General features: G+C 63.9%; 18 protein-coding genes. 8 read left to right on the forward strand and 10 right to left on the reverse strand.

The genetic code is table 11. The features are described from left to right. Positions 1 to 18 precede the first annotated feature (18 nt). Complete coding sequence (gene leuA, locus CIMIT_RS00785; RefSeq protein ID WP_038587803.1) at positions 19 to 1854, reverse strand: 2-isopropylmalate synthase; 1836 nt, start codon at positions 1852 to 1854, stop codon at positions 19 to 21. 217 nt (positions 1855 to 2071) lie between these two features. After that, complete coding sequence (locus CIMIT_RS00790; RefSeq protein WP_038587805.1) at positions 2072 to 2923, reverse strand: DMT family transporter; 852 nt, start codon at positions 2921 to 2923, stop codon at positions 2072 to 2074. A 141-nt stretch (positions 2924 to 3064) separates the two neighbouring features. On the opposite strand from CIMIT_RS00790, the gene CIMIT_RS00795 reads away from it, so the two are divergent. From CIMIT_RS00795 to CIMIT_RS00805, 3 genes are all read left to right on the forward strand, one after another. Continuing rightward, on the forward strand, positions 3065 to 4330 hold the full coding sequence (locus CIMIT_RS00795; protein ID WP_038587808.1) for an aspartate kinase: 1266 nt from the start codon (positions 3065 to 3067) through the stop codon (positions 4328 to 4330). 49 nt (positions 4331 to 4379) lie between these two features. Next, a complete protein-coding gene (locus tag CIMIT_RS00800; RefSeq protein ID WP_038587811.1) occupies positions 4380 to 5411 on the forward strand; it encodes an aspartate-semialdehyde dehydrogenase in 1032 nt (343 codons plus the stop codon). Positions 5412 to 5697: 286 nt separating this feature from the next. Beyond that, positions 5698 to 6126 carry a hypothetical protein gene (locus CIMIT_RS00805; protein ID WP_144311786.1) on the forward strand — a complete coding sequence of 143 codons (429 nt, stop codon included), beginning with the start codon at positions 5698 to 5700 and terminating at the stop codon, positions 6124 to 6126. 72 nt (positions 6127 to 6198) lie between these two features. Here the strand turns inward: CIMIT_RS00805 and CIMIT_RS00810 are convergent, their stop codons facing one another. From CIMIT_RS00810 to CIMIT_RS00820, 3 genes are all read right to left on the reverse strand, one after another. Then, the gene (locus CIMIT_RS00810; protein WP_231910315.1) at positions 6199 to 7641 is read right to left on the reverse strand and encodes a hypothetical protein; all 1443 of its coding nucleotides are present in this window, start codon (positions 7639 to 7641) and stop codon (positions 6199 to 6201) included. 131 nt (positions 7642 to 7772) lie between these two features. Then, positions 7773 to 9275: a hypothetical protein gene (locus CIMIT_RS00815; RefSeq protein ID WP_197697010.1), complete on the reverse strand. Its 1503-nt coding sequence runs from the start codon at positions 9273 to 9275 to the stop codon at positions 7773 to 7775. 78 nt (positions 9276 to 9353) lie between these two features. Then, the gene (locus tag CIMIT_RS00820) at positions 9354 to 9914 is read right to left on the reverse strand and encodes an RNA polymerase sigma factor (protein ID WP_038587818.1); all 561 of its coding nucleotides are present in this window, start codon (positions 9912 to 9914) and stop codon (positions 9354 to 9356) included. Positions 9915 to 9996: 82 nt separating this feature from the next. Here CIMIT_RS00820 and CIMIT_RS00825 point away from each other — a divergent pair, with 82 nt between their 5' ends. From CIMIT_RS00825 to CIMIT_RS00845, 5 genes are all read left to right on the forward strand, one after another. Next, a complete protein-coding gene (locus CIMIT_RS00825) occupies positions 9997 to 11562 on the forward strand; it encodes a catalase (RefSeq protein WP_038587821.1) in 1566 nt (521 codons plus the stop codon). 144 nt (positions 11563 to 11706) lie between these two features. Next, the gene (locus CIMIT_RS00830) at positions 11707 to 12648 is read left to right on the forward strand and encodes an ABC transporter ATP-binding protein (protein ID WP_038587823.1); all 942 of its coding nucleotides are present in this window, start codon (positions 11707 to 11709) and stop codon (positions 12646 to 12648) included. Beyond that, positions 12645 to 13448 carry an ABC transporter permease gene (locus tag CIMIT_RS00835; RefSeq protein WP_038587826.1) on the forward strand — a complete coding sequence of 268 codons (804 nt, stop codon included), beginning with the start codon at positions 12645 to 12647 and terminating at the stop codon, positions 13446 to 13448. The genes CIMIT_RS00830 and CIMIT_RS00835 overlap by 4 nt, the downstream gene beginning before the upstream one ends. A 32-nt stretch (positions 13449 to 13480) precedes the next feature. Further along, positions 13481 to 14644: a sensor histidine kinase gene (locus CIMIT_RS00840; RefSeq protein WP_144311787.1), complete on the forward strand. Its 1164-nt coding sequence runs from the start codon at positions 13481 to 13483 to the stop codon at positions 14642 to 14644. Continuing rightward, positions 14641 to 15249: a response regulator transcription factor gene (locus CIMIT_RS00845; protein WP_038587828.1), complete on the forward strand. Its 609-nt coding sequence runs from the start codon at positions 14641 to 14643 to the stop codon at positions 15247 to 15249. The genes CIMIT_RS00840 and CIMIT_RS00845 overlap by 4 nt, the downstream gene beginning before the upstream one ends. A 7-nt stretch (positions 15250 to 15256) precedes the next feature. Here CIMIT_RS00845 and CIMIT_RS00850 read toward each other — a convergent pair whose 3' ends face one another. From CIMIT_RS00850 to CIMIT_RS00870, 5 genes are read right to left on the reverse strand one after another with little or no spacing between them, the layout of a single operon-like run. Next, positions 15257 to 15595, reverse strand: a complete 339-nt coding sequence (locus tag CIMIT_RS00850; protein ID WP_038587831.1) for a Na+/H+ antiporter subunit G — start codon at positions 15593 to 15595, stop codon at positions 15257 to 15259. Then, positions 15595 to 15861 (reverse strand): cation:proton antiporter, encoded by a 267-nt coding sequence (locus CIMIT_RS00855; RefSeq protein WP_038587833.1) that lies wholly within the window; start codon positions 15859 to 15861, stop codon positions 15595 to 15597. Before CIMIT_RS00855 ends, CIMIT_RS00850 begins: the two co-directional genes overlap by 1 nt. 3 nt (positions 15862 to 15864) lie before the next feature. Continuing rightward, entirely contained in the window at positions 15865 to 16329 is a 465-nt protein-coding gene (locus tag CIMIT_RS00860; RefSeq protein ID WP_051904682.1) for a monovalent cation/H+ antiporter subunit E, read from the reverse strand. Position 16330: 1 nt separating this feature from the next. Next, positions 16331 to 17869, reverse strand: coding sequence for a monovalent cation/H+ antiporter subunit D family protein (locus CIMIT_RS00865; RefSeq protein WP_038587836.1), 1539 nt, complete (start codon positions 17867 to 17869; stop codon positions 16331 to 16333). Beyond that, complete coding sequence (locus CIMIT_RS00870) at positions 17866 to 18297, reverse strand: cation:proton antiporter subunit C (protein WP_038587838.1); 432 nt, start codon at positions 18295 to 18297, stop codon at positions 17866 to 17868. Before CIMIT_RS00870 ends, CIMIT_RS00865 begins: the two co-directional genes overlap by 4 nt.

An 18297-nucleotide genomic window follows, 5' to 3' on the forward strand; every position in this document is an offset into this window, starting at 1 on the left:
GCGTGCGGTGCGGCTGGCTTACACGCCGCCGGTCTTGCCCTCGGTCAGGCCGCGGTTGACCGCCGAGGTGATCGCCTTCAGCGAGGCGCGCGTGGTCGAACCCGCGATACCCACGCCCCAGGCGGAGGTGCCGTCCACGTCGGCGTAGATGTAGCAGGCGGCATCCGCATCGTCGCCAGCAGTGCGGGCGCGCTGCGAGTAGTCCTGCACCTCGAAGTCGATGCCCAGGGACTCCAGCGCGTTGGCGTACGCCGCGATCGGCCCGTTGCCGGTGCCGTGGATCTCGTGGCGCTCGCCGCGGTACTCCACAGTGACCTGCACTGCAGAGTCATCGTCCTCGGCCACCGCGCCGGTGACCTCGTAGTCCACCAGCTCCAGTGGGGTATCCAGGTCCAGGTAGGTGCCCGCGAAGATGTCCCACATGTTCTTCGAGTTGACCTCGCCGCCCTCCGAGTCCGTGATGGACTGCACGATGGCGGAGAACTCCGGCTGCATGGCCTTCGGCATGTTGATGCCGTGGTCGGTCTTCATGATGTAGGCCACGCCGCCCTTGCCGGACTGCGAGTTCACGCGAATGACCGCCTCGTAGGTACGGCCCACGTCCTTCGGATCGATCGGCAGGTAGGGCACCTCCCACGTCGTCTCGCGGAGCTCCTCCCAGGACACGTCGTTGGAAGAAGCGTTGGGGCGCACACGCTGCGCCAGCGCGTCCAGTCCCTTGTTGATCGCGTCCTGGTGCGAGCCGGAGAACGCGGTAAAGACCAGGTCGCCGCCGTAGGGGTGGCGCTCCGGTACGCGCAGCTGGTTGCAGTACTCCACGGTCTGACGGATCTTGTTGATATCCGAGAAGTCGATCTGCGGGTCTACGCCCTGTGTCAGCATGTTCAGGCCGAGGGTGACCAGGTCGACGTTGCCGGTGCGCTCGCCGTTGCCGAACAAGCAGCCCTCGATGCGGTCAGCGCCAGCCATGTAGCCCAGCTCGGCTGCGGCGACGCCCTCGCCACGGTCGTTGTGCGGGTGCAGGGACAGGATGATGGACTCGCGGTGCGCCAGGTTGCGGTGCATCCACTCGATGGAGTCCGCGTAGACGTTCGGGCTGATCATCTCCACCGTGGAGGGCAGGTTGATGATGATCGGGTCGGCCGGGGTCGGCTCCATGATGTCCACGACTGCGTCGCAGACCTCCTTGGCAAACTCCAGCTCGGTGCCCGTGTAGGACTCCGGCGAGTACTGCCAGCGCCAGTTGGTGTCCGGGTAGTCCTCCGCGATGGTCTTGATCAGCTCGGCCGCGTCGGTGGCCAGTTTCTTAATCGCCGGGCGATCCTTGCGGAAGACCACCTCGCGCTGCAACTTGGAAGTGGAGTTGTAGAAGTGCACGATCACGTTCTTCGCGCCCGCGCAGGCCTCGAAGGTGCGGCGGATCAGGTGCTCGCGCGCCTGCACCAGCACCTGGATGGTCACGTCATCGGGGATCATGTCCTGCTCGATGATCTCGCGCACAAAGTCAAAGTCCGTTTGGCTGGCGGAGGGGAAGCCGACCTCGATCTCCTTGTAGCCCATCTCCACCAGCAGGTTAAACATGCGGCGCTTGCGCTCCGGGCTCATCGGGTCAACCAGCGCCTGGTTGCCGTCGCGCAGGTCCACGGCGCACCACTGCGGGGCGACCGTAATCTTCTTGTCCGGCCAGGTGCGGTCCGGCAGGGTGATGTCCTCGACCTCTTCGGCGAAGCTTAAGTAGCGGTCTACCGGCATCTGGGAGCCGCGCTGCTTATTCCATGCCGGCTGCCCTTCGTTCTTTGGGCCGTCCGGGGTGCGGATTTCGCGGGGGACAAAAAATTCGTCTGCGTTGGTCATTGGGCTTCCTTCCACGTAGCGGGTGTATTCGGTGTGTGATCCACGGCCGGCAAGCACAAACTCCGCGACGGGGTGCCGGCCGTGTTAGTAAGTGGCCTGATTCCCGCCGCGGCGTAGAAGGAGTAGCTGCCGATGTGACATGCCAGACATCTTACACACCAGTGCGCGCGTGTCACGCGCATCACACATTTATATGCACTTCTGATCTATCTGCCGACTACTTGATGCTGACTCGGGTGACCATCGCGGCGCTGAAAAGCATGCCCGCGATAGTCACGACCATGGCCGTCCAGCCGAGGAAACCGGTGAGTGCGAACTTTTCGCCCAAAAGTGCAAGACCCAAGCTCAGGGCCACGAGCGGCTCGACAACTTTCATGGCGGGCAGGGTGGTGGCCAGCTTCCCAGCCCCGAACGCGTACTGCTGGACGACGGTGCCCAGCACCGCGGAGGCGAGCATCGCCCAGAACTGCCAGGCGCTCAGGATGCCGGCGATGCCGCCGTGAACGTAGGCGTCGACAGCCACTTTGGAAAAGACGGCGAGGTAGCCGAAGATTGCCCCGCAGAGGATGCCAAAGGAGAGGCTTTGGAAGGCGGCGGAGCGGGAGCGGGAAAACGCGAACGTCGCAAAGAGCCCGGCGAGCCCGAGTCCCACGGCGAGCAGCCACCCCCAGGTAGGAGGCGTGCGATCGCCGGGGACGGGGCGGCCAACGACCACCACGATGCCCACGAAGGCCGTGAGCAGGACCGACCAGAAGGAGGTGGCGGTGGAGAGGCGGCGGCGCTCCACTCGCGCGGACAGTAGCAGTGTGAGCATGAGCGAGAGCACGAGCACTGGCTGCACCACGAGCAGGGAGCCGAAGGCGAGCGCGACGGCTTGGAAGCCGTAGGCGGCAAGTGCGAGCGCAAGCGAAAGCCACCAGGCGGGGCGTTTGAGTGCGCGCAGTGGGGACTCGTTGACCTCCCCTTGTTTGCGGCCGGCCCGCAGGATCTGGTGCCGCCACACGGTGCCCACCGCGATCAGCAACGCTGAGGTAAACGCAAAGCCGATCGCGAGGAGGTTGTTGTGCACACAGAATGATATTAGTGCGATACCTCGTGCCGTGGTTTTCTGCCCGCTATTGTTGGTACACGGACCTGGATCCACTTTTCTTAGAGCAAGAAGCACTATGGGCCGGCACGGGTTCGGCCGAAATGGAAGGCGTAGACAGCAATGGCATTGATCGTGCAGAAGTACGGAGGCTCCTCCCTCGAAAGCGCGGAACGAATTCGCGCCGTCGCTGAGCGCATCGTTGCCACGAAGAAGGCCGGCAACGACGTGGTAGTGGTCTGCTCCGCGATGGGCGATACCACCGACGAGCTGCTGGACCTGGCCGCCCAGGTCAACCCCACCCCGCCCGCGCGCGAGATGGACATGCTGCTGACCGCTGGCGAGCGCATCTCAAACTCGCTGGTGGCCATGGCGGTGGCTTCCTACGGCGTGGACGTGCAGTCTTTTACCGGCTCGCAGGCAGGCGTGATCACCACCGAGCGCCACGGCAACGCGCGCATTATTGACGTCACGCCGGGCCGCGTCCAGGAGGCCGTGGATGCGGGCAAGATCGCCATTGTCGCGGGCTTCCAGGGTGTGAACCGCGATACGCGCGACATCACCACGCTGGGTCGCGGTGGCTCGGACACCACGGCGGTGGCGCTCGCGGCGGCGATGAATGCCGACGAGTGCGAGATCTACTCGGACGTGGACGGCGTCTACACCGCGGATCCGCGCATTGTGTCCGATGCGCGCAAGCTGGACAAGCTCTGCTTCGAGGAGATGCTGGAGCTGGCCGCATCGGGGTCGAAGATCCTGGTGTTGCGCAGTGTGGAATACGCTCGCGCGTTCAACGTACCTATGCGAGTTCGCTCGTCTTACAGTAACGACACCGGCACGCTGGTTGCCGGAGCATTGGAGGATATCCCCATGGAAGAAGCAGTCCTGTCCGGAGTAGCTACCGACGATACGGAGGCGAAGATCACCGTCCTGGGTATCCCGGACACCCCGGGTGAGGCGGCGAAGCTCTTCCGTGCGCTGGCGGACGCGGAGATCAACATCGACATGGTGCTGCAGAACATCTCCACCCTGGAGGAGAAGAAGACGGACATCACCTTCACGCTGCCCATTCCGGACCGCCCGCGCTGCATGGACCTGCTGAGCAAGCTGAAGGAGAGCGAGGGCTGGGGAGACGTGATCTACAACGATGACGTGGGCAAGGTTTCCCTGGTTGGCGCGGGTATGAAGTCGCACCCGGGAGTGACCGCGGACTTTACCGAGGCCCTGCGCGACGCGGGCGTGAACATCGAGATGATCACCACCTCGGAGATCCGCATCACCGCCGTCGTGCGTGACGCAGATCTGGCGGAGGCTACCCGCGCTATCCACGACCGCTTTGACTTGGGCGGCGACGAGCCCGCCGTTGTCTACGCGGGCACCGGGCGCTAACGCCTTTTCGCTAGACACCAACTTTTTGCAGTAAAGGAGCTTTTGCAACATGACCACCATCGCTATCGTCGGAGCCACTGGTCAGGTCGGGCGCGTGATGCGCTCCATCCTGGCGGAGCGGGACTTCCCGGCGGACACCGTCCGCTTCTTCGCTTCCCCGCGCTCGGCGGGCACCAAGCTGGACTTCCGCGGTACTGAGGTAGAGGTGGAGGATCTGACCAAGGTCACCGAGGACAGCGTGAAGGACGTGGACATCGCCCTGTTCTCTGCCGGCGGTTCTACCTCGAAGGAGTGGGCTCCCGTTTTCGCGGCAGCTGGTGCGACTGTGGTGGACAACTCGTCTGCGTGGCGCAAGGACCCCGAGGTGCCGCTGATTGTTTCCGAGGTCAACCCGGAAGCGGCAAAACAGCTGCCGAAGGGCATCATTGCAAACCCGAACTGCACCACCATGGCGATCATGCCGGTGATCAAGGCGCTGCACGACGCGGCCGGTCTCTCCACGATGCGCGTGGCCTCCTACCAGGCGGTTTCCGGCTCCGGTCTGGCGGGCGTCGATGCGCTCGCGGGCCAGGTCGCGGAGCTTGGCGAGCGCAACACGGAGCTGACCACCGACGGCTCCGTGCTTGCCCCGGAGGACTTCGGCCCGTATGTTGCGCCGATTGCCTACAACGCGCTGCCGCTGGCGGGCAACCTGGTCGACGATGGCACGGAGGAAACCGACGAGGAGCAGAAGCTGCGCAACGAATCCCGCAAGATCCTCAGCATCCCGGAGCTGAAGGTCTCGGGCACCTGCGTGCGCGTCCCCGTTTTCACCGGTCACACCATGGTGGTCCACGCGGAGTTTGCCAAGTCGATCACGCCTGATGAGGCTCGGGCAGTGCTTGCCGACGCGCCGGGCGTCGCCGTCGTCGACGTGCCCACCCCACTCGCCGCGACCGGCAAGGACGATTCGCTCGTGGGACGTATCCGCCAGGATCAGGCGGTCGAGGAGAACCGCGGGCTGGTGTTCGTTGTTTCCGGCGATAACCTGCGCAAGGGCGCGGCGCTCAACACGATTCAGATCGCCGAGCTGCTGGTGTAGGTTTTCGTTGAGGTCACAGGCAGGGTGCCGAAAAGTCACGGTTTGGTAAAAGGACTTGCCCTTGCCTGAGATTTGGCTAAATATGGGAGACATGAGTTTTTCACGTCGACATTCGCCTGCCCAATTGGTGGCACGCAGCACCGTCGGCGCTCTACTCGCGGGGGTATGCGTGGCAGCGCCGGGGGCGATGGCTGCCACAGATGCTGGGGATTGGGCAGATGTCTCAATCTCACCCGGCCAGACGCTGGTTTTGGTGACAGCGGAAGGCAGTGGAGCGTCGCTAAGCATGAGCCCCTCCGATGCATCAACCCTGCCTGCGGGCTGGAGCGTGATCTCCCGCCCAGACGGGTTGCGCATGACCGCCCCGACGCGGGCGGAGGAGGGGGAGTTTGCCACCGTGCAGATCACCGAGCGTGGCGAGGTAGTAGATGAGATCCGGGTCTCGCTCGTGGAGCGCAGCGAGTCGCCCAGGAAGAAATCGACGGCGACCTCCACGGTTGCCCGCGTGGTGGAGTCCGTCGCTGAGCCCACCGTGCGCACCGCCGAGGAGCGGCAGGACGTGCACACCCCGGCCCCGCAGCCCAGCAGCGCGCCGACACCGACACCGACACCGGAGCCCGCGCAGCCGAGTGCGGAGCAGGCCTCCGCGGACACAGGTTCCGGCTGGTTCAGCGGCCTGGTTGATAAGGTCAGCACCTTCTTCGGCCGCGGGTAGCGCTCAAGCTCGAACGCATAGAAAATGCCCCGCCTTATTTGAACAAGGCGGGGCATGTTTCGTCTCTGGGGGTTACAGACGGGGGCTTTCGCCCTCTTCGGCCTCTGGCTCTTCGCCCGAAGCGGCCTCCTCGGCTTCCTCCGCAGCGATCATGTCGTCAACGGTGGTGTCGTTCCACGGCTCATCCGGGTTCTTCTCGTACTCTTCCTTGGACTGCGGCTCCGTGTAGGAGACGTAGACGAGCTCGCCTTCGGGGTCCTCGGGGTCGTACTCGATCTCATCGTCGTCCATGAGCTCCTCGTTGACCTCGTCCTCGAGCGCTTCGACGAACTCGTCCTCATCGATGACGGACTTGGAGATCAGGTAGTCCAGCTCTTTCTCGTCGTTCTTGGTAAAGCGCTCGCGCGGGTCCAGCTTCAGGTGCATGAGCTCGAGCGCGCGACGGCGGCGCTTGCCCTCCTTGCGCAGCTTCTGCGCGCCGCGCAGCCATGCTGCAGAGACCACGACGATGAGCAGGATGCCCAGGTAGCCCAGGATCGGGTAGACGTAGGCGACCAGGTTCTTGAAGCCAACGAAGGAGAGGACGAAGCCGACCAGGCAGGTCGAGGTGAAGATGATGCGGTACTTGTCCTCGCGGCCGCGCGACAGGCGCTTACCCAGGGCGTAGAACATGCCGAGCGCGGTGGCGAAGATCATGCCGAAGACCACGACGGCCATGACGAGGCCGAGCGTTGGGTTGATCTCATTGATCAACGTGAGCATCGGCATATCCTCGCCGGCGACCACGTCGATCTTGACCATCAGTGCGGTGGCCAGCAGCATCAGCATCACGAGGTAGCCAATGCCGCCCATGAGCCCGCCGAGGCCGGCGGCGCGGGTGTCCAGGTAGTTGCCGCCGATGACCAGCGCCATGGAGACCACGCACATCACGTTCAGGCCCGTGTAGTTCAGCGCCGCGATCCACCAGTTTGGCAGGGTGGAGTCCACCTGCTCGGTGGCCAGGTTGATGGCCTGCCAGTCGAGGTCTGCGGTGACCAGTGTGTAGGTGCAGCCGAAGATGACAAACGCCAGCAGGAACGGGGTCAGCGAGCCGATCGCGGCGGTCACTTTATCCACGTCCAGCATGCCGAAGCCCACGACCAGCGCAAGCATGAGCACCGCGCCGATCCAGATGGGAATGCCGAATTGCTGGTTCAGGTTCGAGCCCGCACCGGCGAACATGACGAAGCCGATGGAGAACAGGGTCGTGATCGTGGCGATGTCGAGCACCCACGACACGATCTTGCCGGAAATGTTGCCCAGAACCTCCATGTGCTCCTCGGCCTGGAAGTATGAGCCGAGCTGAAGGATGGACACGCCGGCGATGATCATCAGCACAGAGCCCAGAATCGCCCCGTAAATGCCTTCAGTGCCGAAAGAGGCAAAATATTGCAGTGCCTCCTGGCCGGACGCGAAGCCCGCGCCCACCACAACGCCGATGAAGGCGAAGGAGATACCTATTGCGTTTTTAAGCATGAAATCTTTCCGTAAGAAATCAAAATGTTCAGAGAAACCTTTGCAATAATATCGTCATTTCCTCTTAATGCCAGTTTGGCCGCTTGCTCTTGCATGGAGCAAACGGCCGTGTGCTGGGAAAACGTGCGTTCTTAGGATTTGGTCACGATCGTGCTGCCACCGCTGCTTTCCGCGTCAGGATCCTCATCCTCAGCGTCCTCAGTTTCCCTCTCACCGAAGGAGGTAGAGACCTCGCGGTCATCCTCCTCGTCGGCCCACTGCTCCGCGAAGTCCTCCTCGGTGGGGTTGTCTTTCCACGGCTCGTCCGGGCTCTTGGCGTAGTCCTCCTTGGACTGCGGGTCGGTGTAGGAGACGTAGACCACGTCGCCGTCGCGGTCTTCGGGGTCGTATTCGACCTCGTCGTCGTCGACAAGCTCTTGCCCGATCTCTTCCTCGAGGGAGGTCTCGAGCTCGTCGCTGTCCACGACGGAGGCGTCGATGATGTAGTCCAGCTCGCGCTGGTCGTTCTTGCTGAAGCGCTCGCGCGGGTCCAGCTTCAGGCGCATCAGGTCGCGGGCGCGGCGGCGGCGATTGCCTTCCCGGCGCAGCTTCTGCGAGCCGCGCAGCCAGGCCACGGCGAGCACGAAGATGAGCAGGATGCCCATGTAGCCCAGGATCGGGTACACCACGGAAACGAGCTGCTTAAAGCCGACGAAGGAGAGCACGAATCCGACGAGGCAGGCCGTAATGAAGATCGGGCGGAAGCGGGACTCGTGGCCGCGGGCGAGGCGCTTGCCCAGGGCGAAGAACATGCCGAGCGCGGTGGCGAAGATCATGCCGAAGATGATCAGCGACATGATCAGGCCCAGCGTCGGGTTGATGTTGGTGATCAGGGTGAGCATGGGCATGTCGTCGCCAGCGATGTCGCCGACGGCGGCGAGCAGGCCGCAGGACAGCAGCGCCAGCATGACCAGGTAGCCCATCCCGCCGAGGAAGCCGCCGAGTCCGGCTGCGCGGGTATCGAGCTGATTACCGCCGATCACCAGGGCCATGGAGGCCACACAGATGGCGTTCAGGCCGGTGTAGTTCAGCGAGGAGATCCACCAGTTCGGCAGGTTGGTGGAGACCTCCTGGGCTTGGATGTTGAACTGGGCCCAGTCGAGGTCAGTGTTCACCAGGGTGTAGATGCAGCCGAAGATGACAAAGAAAAGTAGCAGCGGGGTGATCGCACCCACGGCAGCGGTGACCTTGTCCACGTCCATCATGCCGACAACCAGCACGAGGACCAGCATGAGCGTTGCGCCGATCCACACGGGCAGGCCGAATTGCTGGTTCAGGTTTGAGCCCGCACCGGCGAACATGACGAAGCCGATGGAGAACAGCGTGGTAATCGTGGCGATGTCCAGGATCCAGGACATGATCTTGCTGGAGACGTTGCCCAGCACCTCCATGTGCTCCTTCGCCTGGTAGTACGAGCCGAGCTGGAGGATCGACACCCCGGCGATGAGCATGAGCGCGGAGCTTAAGGCTGCGCCCCAGATGCCCTGGGTGCCGAAGGCGGTGAAGTATTGCATGGTTTCTTGGCCCGAGGCGAAACCGGCGCCGACGAGGACGCCAATAAACGCAAGGGAGATACCGATGGCATGTCTGAGCATGATGTGCCCGCTGCTTTCCGTCGTTTCTGGGGTGTTCTTACACTTTCCGAGGGGTAAGTTTAGTCGGTCACATATCAATTAGTGTGATTGGCCATCACTGCCGGGGGAGGCGTGAATGAGATCACGCCGGGCGCGGGCGACGCGTGAGCGGATGGTGCCCACGCGCACCCCGGCGATCGCGGCGGCTTCCTCGTAGGTGTAGCCCAGTACTTGGGTAAGGACGAGGGCTTCGCGGCGCTCGGGGCGTAAGGCGTCGAGAAGCATGCGGGCGTCGATGACGTCTGACCAGGCGTTCGGGTCGTCGGGGCTCGGCTCTTGCGCGGCGACGTCGTCGTACTCGGCGGCGGATTTCCGCGGGCGCGCCATGTCATGGCGCACCGAATCGATCCAGGCGCGGCGTGCGAGCGAGAGCAGCCACGTGCGCGCCGAGGAGCGGGCCTTGAAACGCGGTAGCGCGCCGAGCACCCGCAGATAGGTTTCTTGGGTCAGGTCGTCGGCGTGCTCAGCGCCGGCGAGGTGGGCGAGCAGGCGCCACACATCGTCTTGCGTGGCGGCAATAAATTGGGTCAACGCAGCCTTGTCGCCGCGCCCGGCTTTGAGCGCGAGTTCGGTGACGTAGTCGTCGTCAGGGCTGCTCACGAATGTTTAGGCTACCAGCGCGCGCAAAAACCCCTAGGCTGGGCGGCGTACATGTCACCAACAGCAATGCAAGGAGTCAGCAATGGCTGAGAAGAGTAAGGCAGAAGAGATTGTCGCTCGCGGCGAGCGCCCCGCAGGCAAAGACCGCACCACTCTGCTGAGCGGGCAGCCGGTCGCCTCGGAGAATATTTCGGTCACCCAGGGCCGCCAGGGGGCCAATGTGCTTGACGACGTCCACCTGATTGAGAAGCTGGCCCACTTCAACAGGGAAAACGTCCCGGAGCGTATCCCGCACGCGAAGGGCCACGGCGCCTTCGGCGAGCTGCACATTACCGAGGACGTCTCCAAGTACACCAAGGCGAAGCTGTTCCAGCCTGGGACAGTCACCCCGATGGCGGCGCGTTTCTCCACCGTCGCGGGCGAGGCCGGTTCCCCGGACACCTGGCGCGATGTACACGGCTTCGCGCTGCGTTTTTACACCGAGGACGGCAATTACGACATCGTGGGTAACAACACCCCGACGTTCTTCCTGCGCGACGGCATTAAGTTCGCCGACTTTATCCACTCCCAGAAGCGCCAGCCCAACTCGGGCCTGCGCGACGACGAGATGCAGTGGGACTTCTGGACTCGCACGCCGGAGTCCGCGCACCAGGTGACCTACCTGCTGGGCGACCGCGGCACCCCGAAGACCTCGCGCCACCAGGACGGCTTCGGCTCCCACACCTTCCAGTGGATCAACGAGGAGGGCACCCCGGTGTGGGTGAAGTACCACTTCAAGACCCGCCAGGGCTGGGAGTGCTTTACCGACGAGGAGGCTACCGAGAAGGCAGGCACCGATCCGGACTTCCAGCGCGCGGATCTCTTCAACGCGATCGCCGAGGGCGACTACCCGGTCTGGGACGTCAAGGTGCAGATCATGCCGTTCGAGGAGGCGAAGGACTACCGCTTTAACCCCTTCGACCTGACCAAGACCTGGTCGCAGAAGGACTACCCGCTGATCGACGTCGGCTACTTCGTGCTCAATCGCAACCCGAAGAACTTCCACGCCCAGATCGAGCAGCTCGCGCTCGACCCGGCCAACCTGGTCCCGGGTGTGGGTCTGTCGCCGGACCGCATGCTGCAGGCCCGCGTGTTCGCCTACTCGGATCAGCAGCGCTACCGCATCGGCACGAACTACAAGGACCTGCCGGTCAATCGCCCGATCAACGAGGTGAACACCTACGCCGAGCGTGGCAGCATGGCCTACTTCTTCAACGAGGAGAACGAGCCGAACTACACGCCGAACCGCACCGACAAGGGCGCGGGCTACCTGGACAATGGCGAGGATTCCTCCTCCAACTTCACCGATTACGGCCAGGCGGCAAACCTCTACGTCAACCCGGACCCGCACGGTACCGATCTGGTGCGCGAGGCCTACGTCAAGCACGCCGAGGACGACGACTTCGGCCAGGCCGGCACGCTCTACCGCGACGTCTTCGACGACGCGGAAAAGGAGCGCTTCGTCCACAACATCACCAACAAGATGCTGGCAATTAAGAACAAGGACGTCGAAGAGCGCGTCTACGCCTACTGGGGCAAGGTCGACGCGGACCTGGAGACCAAGGTTCGCGAGTCCCTGGCGAAGAAACGTGCTGAGCAGGAGAAGTAGTTTCTCCTTCGCTGCGTAAGCCAGTGTGAGCCACTGCCCGTGACAGTCTGCGGCCGCGGACTGTCACGGGCATGACTTTTGTCATGCGCAATTGGTGACAAACGCTTCTACCAGCTGTGATGCCTTCTCGGCAGGCTAGAAGCCATGGAAAACGCCATCGAAGTACGAAATCTACAACGCCGTTACGGCGAGTTCACCGCAGTCGACGGCATCAGCCTCCACGTCGCGCGCGGCGAGACATACGGGCTGCTCGGCACCAACGGCGCGGGCAAAACGTCCACCCTGGAAATCCTGGAGGGGCTTGCACTCCCCACCTCAGGCGAGGCGCGCGTGTTGGGGATGGACCCCGTGGCAGACCGCGCACGGTTGCGACCGCACACGGGTATCATGCTGCAATCCGGTGGACTGCCGCGTGCGCTGTCCGTAGATGAAACGCTGAAGATGTGGGCGAGCACGTGCACGTCGCCGCAGCCTATCGACGACGTGCTGGCGGACGTGCAGTTAACGCATAAGCGCGACGTGAAGGTGGGAGCCCTGTCCGGCGGCGAGCAACGCCGCCTCGACCTTGCGTGCGCGCTGCTGGGAAGTCCGGATGTGGTGTTTCTGGACGAGCCAACCACCGGGCTGGACCCGGAGTCACGACGCCGCGTGTGGGCGCTCCTGCGCGAGCTGAAAAGCCGCGGGGTCACCATCGTGTTGACCACGCATTACCTGGAAGAAGCCGAGTTCCTTTGCGACCGCATCGCGATCATGCACGGCGGCCGCATCGAAGTTGAGGGCACGACCGCGGAGCTGACGAACACCGTGGCTTCCACGATCGATTTCCTACTGCCAAGAGGCCAGGTGTCTGAGTTGCCGACCCTGCCCGGATCGTTGGTGCACAAAGAGGACACCTCCGAGGGCGTCCAGGTATCGGTCCACACCTCCCAGCTGCAGGATGACGCTTTTGCGATCCTGCAGTGGGCGCGTGAGCAGGGCGTCGAGCTTTCCCAATTTGCGGCACAACCCGCAAGTTTGGAGCGCGTCTTCCACGGCATCGCAGAAGCGAAGAATACCCACACCACCGGAAAGGACGAAGCAGCATGAGCACCACCACGATGCATCCCACCAACCACGCCACGCGCAGGCTGCGGTCGCTCGGTCGTGCCGAATGGCTGCAGTTCACCCGCAACCGGTTGCTTGTGTTCACCGGCCTCGTCTTCCCGCTGCTCTTGCCCCTCTTCCTGTGGCTGGTCGGGGACCAGTCGGTCGGCTCGACTGCGGCGGCGTCTGAAGTGTTCGTGCTGTTCGCGCTCAGCTTTGGCGTGTTCTACCCCGCGCTTTCCATGGCGGTGACCAGGCGCGATGAGGGCGTGCTGAAGCGCTTGCGCACAGGCGAATCCCGCGATTGGGAGCTCTTGACCGCCATCTGCCTCCCGCTCGCCGCCCTCACGCTTGCGCTGATGGTCATTGTGGTCGTGGCGTTTTCGACCATGTCTATGGTGCTCCCGGTTGCTCCGCCAGTGCCGCATGTGTGGCCGAAGAACCCCTTGATCATGGTGCTTGCGATACTGCTCGGCATCGCTGTCTCCCACGGGTTGGCGATGCTGACCAGTCGTTTTACCGAAAACGCGGAGGGCGCGCAGATCACGTCCATGCCGGTGCTGATGCTCGTGATCTTCTCGCAGACCGGGATCCGTGAGTACCTGCCGGAAGGCATCGCAGGCATCATCGATCGAACTCCCTTTGCGCTGGCAAGCGACGTTTTCCGTGATGGGTGGGTCGGCGAGGAATCCTTCGGCTCGCTGTTGGCAGATGCGGCGACGCCGCTGCTTCTGCTCGCGGTGTGGGCCGCGGTACTGCTCGCGGTGGGGTACCGCCGCATGCGCTGGGAAACGCACCGCTAGCGGTGCAAGCGCTGCTACCCTCGGAGCACACTATGACGCACACGCAGCCCCTTCCCGCGGCGAGAAGTTCGGAGTCGGACTACTCGTCGCGGTTCCTCAAACTCAACCGGTGGTCGCTCATCGGGATGCTGTGGCTGTTTGTCGTGGCTTTTTCCTCCGTTGTCTTGGACCGCTCGGGTGAGGTCGGCGCGGAGACGTTCGTGGGTGTGGCCGTCGCGGTCGCGGCGTGCCTTGTCGGGGCGATGGTGCTGGAGACCAGGCCGGAGCTTCGTCTTGAGGCGAGCGCCCACGGCGGCCACTGGCTGCAGTGGGGGTTATCCGCGCACCTGCTCGTTTTGGCAGTGTGCGTAGCCGCGTTCCTCTTCGGCCCGGCGCAGTGGAAGGCGGCGTCGGCAATCGCGCTGGGGGCCGTCTTCTTCAGCGTGCTGATAGCCTTTCTGCCGTTCTTGGCCAAGAAATGGGCGTGGACTGGGCTTGCGCTCGTGGCTGCGTTTGTGCTCGTGGCCGCATTCGGCTCGGTGGAGACTGCTGCGATCGTGCTGGCTTACAGCATTGCGTGCGCGGTGACGGTGCCCTTTACCAAGTGGTTTTCCCGCGCGATGATTGAAACGGAGCGCGCCCGCCGCCTCGAGTCGCAGCTAACCGCCGCCGAAGAGCGTTTGCGCATGTCGCAGGATCTCCACGACACGATGGGACAGCACCTCGCGGCGCTGACGATCAAGTCACAGCTCGCGCTCGCGCTCGCCGAGCGCGATGACCCGCGCGTGCCCCAGGAGCTGCGTCAGCTGCATGAGCTCACACAGCGCGCCGCCTCCGATATGCGCAGCGTGGTCAATAACTACCGCACTCCCGACCTGGCCACCGAGCTCGCGAGCGCGAAGCAGGTGCTCGCCGGCGCCGGTGCTGAGGTCACGGTAACGGGAACCAGCGAGGACGTGCACCCGGAGCTGCGCGAGACCGCCGCCTGGTTCGTACGCGAGACCACGACGAATATCCTCCGTCATTCCCAGGCGACGGCCGTGTCATTCGAGATGCAACCGCGCGAGGTCACGGTGACCAACAACAATCCCCAGCCCGGGGAAGGCGGGGGCACTGGCTTGGAGGGGCTGCGGCGTCGGGCGGCTGAGCACGGGGCGTCGATTAGCGTGGAGCGCAGCGCTGAACGCTTTTGCGTCCAGCTTAAGGAGGACGCATGATTCGGGTCGTATTGGTTGATGATGAAACGCTGGTCGCCGATTCCCTCGCCACGCTCATCGGCCTAGAGGAGGACATCGACGTGGTGCACGTCGCCTACTCGGGCGCAGACTTGCTCGCGTGGTGGGAGGCGCTGCCAGCCGCTGCGCGCCCGGATGTCGTGGTGACCGACCTGCAGCTCGGGGCGGGGGAGGCGGATGGCATTGCTCTTGCCTCGCTTATCGACGCCCACGTGGTCGTCGTCACCAGCCACGCAAGGCCTAACGTTGTGCGGCGGGCCCTGGATTCCAAAGTGCTCGGCATTCTGCCAAAGACGGCTGCGGCCGGTGAGCTCGCGGCTGCGGTACGGGCGGCGGAGGCGGGCAAGCGCTACGTCGACCCTGAGCTCGCGGCCGCCACGATTGCCGCCGGCGAATCGCCGCTGACCGAGCGGGAGGCCGAGGTACTCGAGCTGGTGGGCAAGGGCGGCTCGATCGAGGCCATCGCCGCGGCGGCGCACCTGGCGGCCGGCACGACGCGGAACTACATCTCCTCCGCGATTGCGAAAACCGGGGCGGAAAACCGCTTCGAGGCCTACACCATCGCCCGCGAGCGAGGTTGGGTGTAACCCCGCCCTAGCGCGGCACGTTGCGCAGCGTCTTGTCCTTGGCATCCACCACGGTGACGCCGTGGATGGAGCGGCCGATGACGAAGGAGCCGACGGAGCCGATGATCCACACGCCCGCGATCGCGAGGATGGCGCGGATGAAGTCGTTGATGACGAAGCCGTCGGTCGACCAGCTCATCAGCAGGTTCGCCACGATCAGCAGAGGAAACGCCAGGCAGACGAGCGGGCCGAGCAGGTTCGCTCGGGTCAGCGCGTCGGGGGCGCGCAGTTGGAGGGAGGCGGTGGCCACCACGAAGACGGTGGCGATGACCACTAGGACAGCGACGATGATTTCGATGATGCTCATTAGCGGCGTCCTCTCGAGATGATGCGGGCCATGGAAATCGTCGGGATCGCGCCGCAGACGAGTGCGGCCAAAATGGCGATCTCGTAGGTGATCATGCTGGGGGTAAACAGCGTCCACACCAGGTAGATGGCGGCCATGGAGTAGAAGATGAGGTCTGCGAGCACCGAGCGGGACAGCTCATCCTTGGTTAGGACGAGCTTGGCCAAACCCGCGAGCAGGCTCAGCGCCATGACGATGATGCAGACGGTCATGATGGTCTGGAACATGGGCTAGTCCATCCTTTCGGCGGCAGGCAGGTTCTCTGCGTGCTTGTGGTCCAGGTCGGGGCCTAAGTGCTTATAGGGCTTCCACAGGACCTTGGAGGCGTCGATAGGCGTGTCCTTGAGCTCGGGCCTTAAGCGCTCCTCCATGTCGGCGAGGTCCTCGATCACCTCGAGCGGGTCGTCGCCAAAGGCTGCCTGCACGATGAGCAGGTCGCTGCCGTCTTCCGACGCCGCGTGGCGGAAACCCAGCGAGAGGGTGCCCGGGGTGGCGGTAATCGAGGTGGAAAACCAGAAGCGGTCCCAGTCCGTGCGCACCCGCAGCGGGTAGAAGATCACGCAAGGCCGCATGCCGGTGTCCGGTTTGAACGCGGCGATGGTGGCGTCGATGCCTGCGGCGTAAATTTCCTTGATCAGCCAGGCGCTGTAGCCGATGGCGTGACCGATGCTTTTGAGTGCAGATTGCTTTGCCATGTTAGTTGCGGCCTCCCTGCAGCGAGTCGAGGTCGGGGATGCCGATTGGGTCGGTGCCCAAAACGGCGGTGGTGTAGGCGTCGACATCCAGCAGGCTATCGACGGCCGAGGTGGAAACGTCCCACATCTGGCCCGCGAAGATGAACATCAGCAGCGAGCACACCATCAGTGCGAGTGAGGGCAGCAGGAACTTCCAGCGCACGTTCAGCGCCTCCGGGTACTGCTGCATCGGGCGGCCCCAGAAGACTTCCCGCCACACACGCATCATGGACAGCAACGCACCGAAGGACGCGACGATGATGGTGGCGATGACCACCCAAGCGCGCCAGTCGTCGGCGCTCGCGGCCGCCATGACGATGGTGACCTTGCCGAAGAGGCCGGAAAATGGGGGGAAGCCCACGATGGAGAACGCGCCGGCGGCAAAGACTGTTGCCGTGAAGGGGTCGCGCCGGGCCAGCCCGGACAGCCGTGCGATGGTGCCCGTGCCGTAGGTTTCCTCGATTGCGCCGGAGTTGAGCACGAGCGCGCCGACGGTAATCATGTGGTGCAGCGTGTAGATCAGGCCTGCGGCCAGGGCGTAGCGGGCATCCGCGCCAGCGTTGGTAAACGCGAGCATGATGAGGATGAACGGCATGCCGTTGACCATCTGGTAGGCCAGCACGCGGCGGATGGTGTACTCGCCCAGGCCCGCAAAGCCGCCGATGAGCATGGAGATCACCATGATCACGATGATGAGCGTGTTCCAGCGCGGGTCCATGTCGAAGATGACTACCCAGATGCGGAAGAGCATGTAGACGGCCACCTTGGTGTGCAGGCCGGAGAACAGGCCCATCACGGCGGCACTGGAGGCCGGGTAGGTTCGCGGCAGCCAGGTGTGTACGGGGAAGACGCCGGCCTTGGCGGCAATCGCGATGATCACCAGGCCCATGGCCACGGTGACCGGGCCGTTGCCGGCGGCGGCGCCACGCAGGGCGGCAATGTTCACCGCGCCCGCGATGCCGTAGAGGTAGCCCACGCCCATCACCAGGAGCGTGGATGCCGCGAGGTTCACCAGAACGAAAGAGCGCGCGGAGCGCAGGCGGTTGCGGGTACCCGTCATGGCGATGAGCCCGTAGGAGGGCAGCAGCATGACCTCGATCATGACGAAGAAGTTGAACAGGTCGGCGGTCAAAAGCGCGCCCGAGACACCGGTGATGAGCACCAGCGTCAGCGGCGTGTAGAACCGGGCCTGCGTTTCACCCGCGGCGATGGCGAACCAGTTGGCGGTGAGCGCCACGATCATGGTGGTCACGATCATTACCGCTGAGAACTGGTCGGCAGCAAAGGAGATGCCCACCCCGCCCTGGTACAGGCCGATGACGTGGGCGATCGTGCCATGGGAGGCGGTGTAAGTGTAGAGCCACACGCCGAGGCCCAAGTTGATGGCTGGGATGAGCAGCGCCAGGGCGTCGTTAAGCTTCTTGGCCGGGTTCAGCGCGGTGACTGCCGCGACGATGAGTGGGAGGGCGACAAAAACGGGAAGGATCGCATCAACTGTCATCGGTTCTTCGCCTCCAACTTCTTCGGGTTCAGGCGGGCCTTACGGCCTGCGGTGGACAGGGCGGAGGGCGAGAGGTAGTTCGGGTCGAAGGTCTCGCCCTTGTGGTCCTTGCCCACCTTGCTCGGCACGTCAAAGGTGTCGTCGTTCTTGCCCAACGAGGCCAGCATGAGCAGGATCGTGGTGGTCGCCATCGCGATCACGATGGCGGTCAGCACGAAGGCTTGTGGCAGCGGGTCCGATAAGTCCTCGAAAGGGGTGCGCGAGGGGAAGGCCTCGCCGCGCCACGCGCCGACACCGGCGGCCAGCAGCGTGAGGTTAGAGGCGTGACCGAACAGCGACATCCCGAAGACCACGCGGACCATGCCGCGCTGCATCACCAGGTAGACCGCGCCGGCCATCAGTACTGCGATAGTAAGTGCCATGACCAT

Origin of the sequence: Corynebacterium imitans (genome assembly GCF_000739455.1) — a bacterium.
Classification (GTDB): domain Bacteria; phylum Actinomycetota; class Actinomycetes; order Mycobacteriales; family Mycobacteriaceae; genus Corynebacterium; species Corynebacterium imitans.

Bases quoted from the DNA above. Each gene is read 5' to 3' on its own strand.
- CIMIT_RS00845 (WP_038587828.1), top strand. From the start codon at position 14,641: ATGATTCGGGTCGTATTGGTTGATGATGAAACGCTGGTCGCCGATTCC.
- CIMIT_RS00865 (WP_038587836.1), bottom strand. From the start codon at position 17,869: ATGACAGTTGATGCGATCCTTCCCGTTTTTGTCGCCCTCCCACTCATC.
- CIMIT_RS00825 (WP_038587821.1), top strand. From the start codon at position 9,997: ATGGCTGAGAAGAGTAAGGCAGAAGAGATTGTCGCTCGCGGCGAGCGC.
- CIMIT_RS00850 (WP_038587831.1), bottom strand. From the start codon at position 15,595: ATGAGCATCATCGAAATCATCGTCGCTGTCCTAGTGGTCATCGCCACC.
- CIMIT_RS00860 (WP_051904682.1), bottom strand. From the start codon at position 16,329: ATGGCAAAGCAATCTGCACTCAAAAGCATCGGTCACGCCATCGGCTAC.
- CIMIT_RS00800 (WP_038587811.1), top strand. From the start codon at position 4,380: ATGACCACCATCGCTATCGTCGGAGCCACTGGTCAGGTCGGGCGCGTG.
- CIMIT_RS00835 (WP_038587826.1), top strand. From the start codon at position 12,645: ATGAGCACCACCACGATGCATCCCACCAACCACGCCACGCGCAGGCTG.
- CIMIT_RS00830 (WP_038587823.1), top strand. From the start codon at position 11,707: ATGGAAAACGCCATCGAAGTACGAAATCTACAACGCCGTTACGGCGAG.
- CIMIT_RS00840 (WP_144311787.1), top strand. From the start codon at position 13,481: ATGACGCACACGCAGCCCCTTCCCGCGGCGAGAAGTTCGGAGTCGGAC.
- CIMIT_RS00815 (WP_197697010.1), bottom strand. From the start codon at position 9,275: ATGCTCAGACATGCCATCGGTATCTCCCTTGCGTTTATTGGCGTCCTC.
- CIMIT_RS00810 (WP_231910315.1), bottom strand. From the start codon at position 7,641: ATGCTTAAAAACGCAATAGGTATCTCCTTCGCCTTCATCGGCGTTGTG.
- leuA (WP_038587803.1), bottom strand. From the start codon at position 1,854: ATGACCAACGCAGACGAATTTTTTGTCCCCCGCGAAATCCGCACCCCG.
- CIMIT_RS00870 (WP_038587838.1), bottom strand. From the start codon at position 18,297: ATGGTCATGGCACTTACTATCGCAGTACTGATGGCCGGCGCGGTCTAC.
- CIMIT_RS00795 (WP_038587808.1), top strand. From the start codon at position 3,065: ATGGCATTGATCGTGCAGAAGTACGGAGGCTCCTCCCTCGAAAGCGCG.
- CIMIT_RS00805 (WP_144311786.1), top strand. From the start codon at position 5,698: ATGAGCCCCTCCGATGCATCAACCCTGCCTGCGGGCTGGAGCGTGATC.
- CIMIT_RS00855 (WP_038587833.1), bottom strand. From the start codon at position 15,861: ATGTTCCAGACCATCATGACCGTCTGCATCATCGTCATGGCGCTGAGC.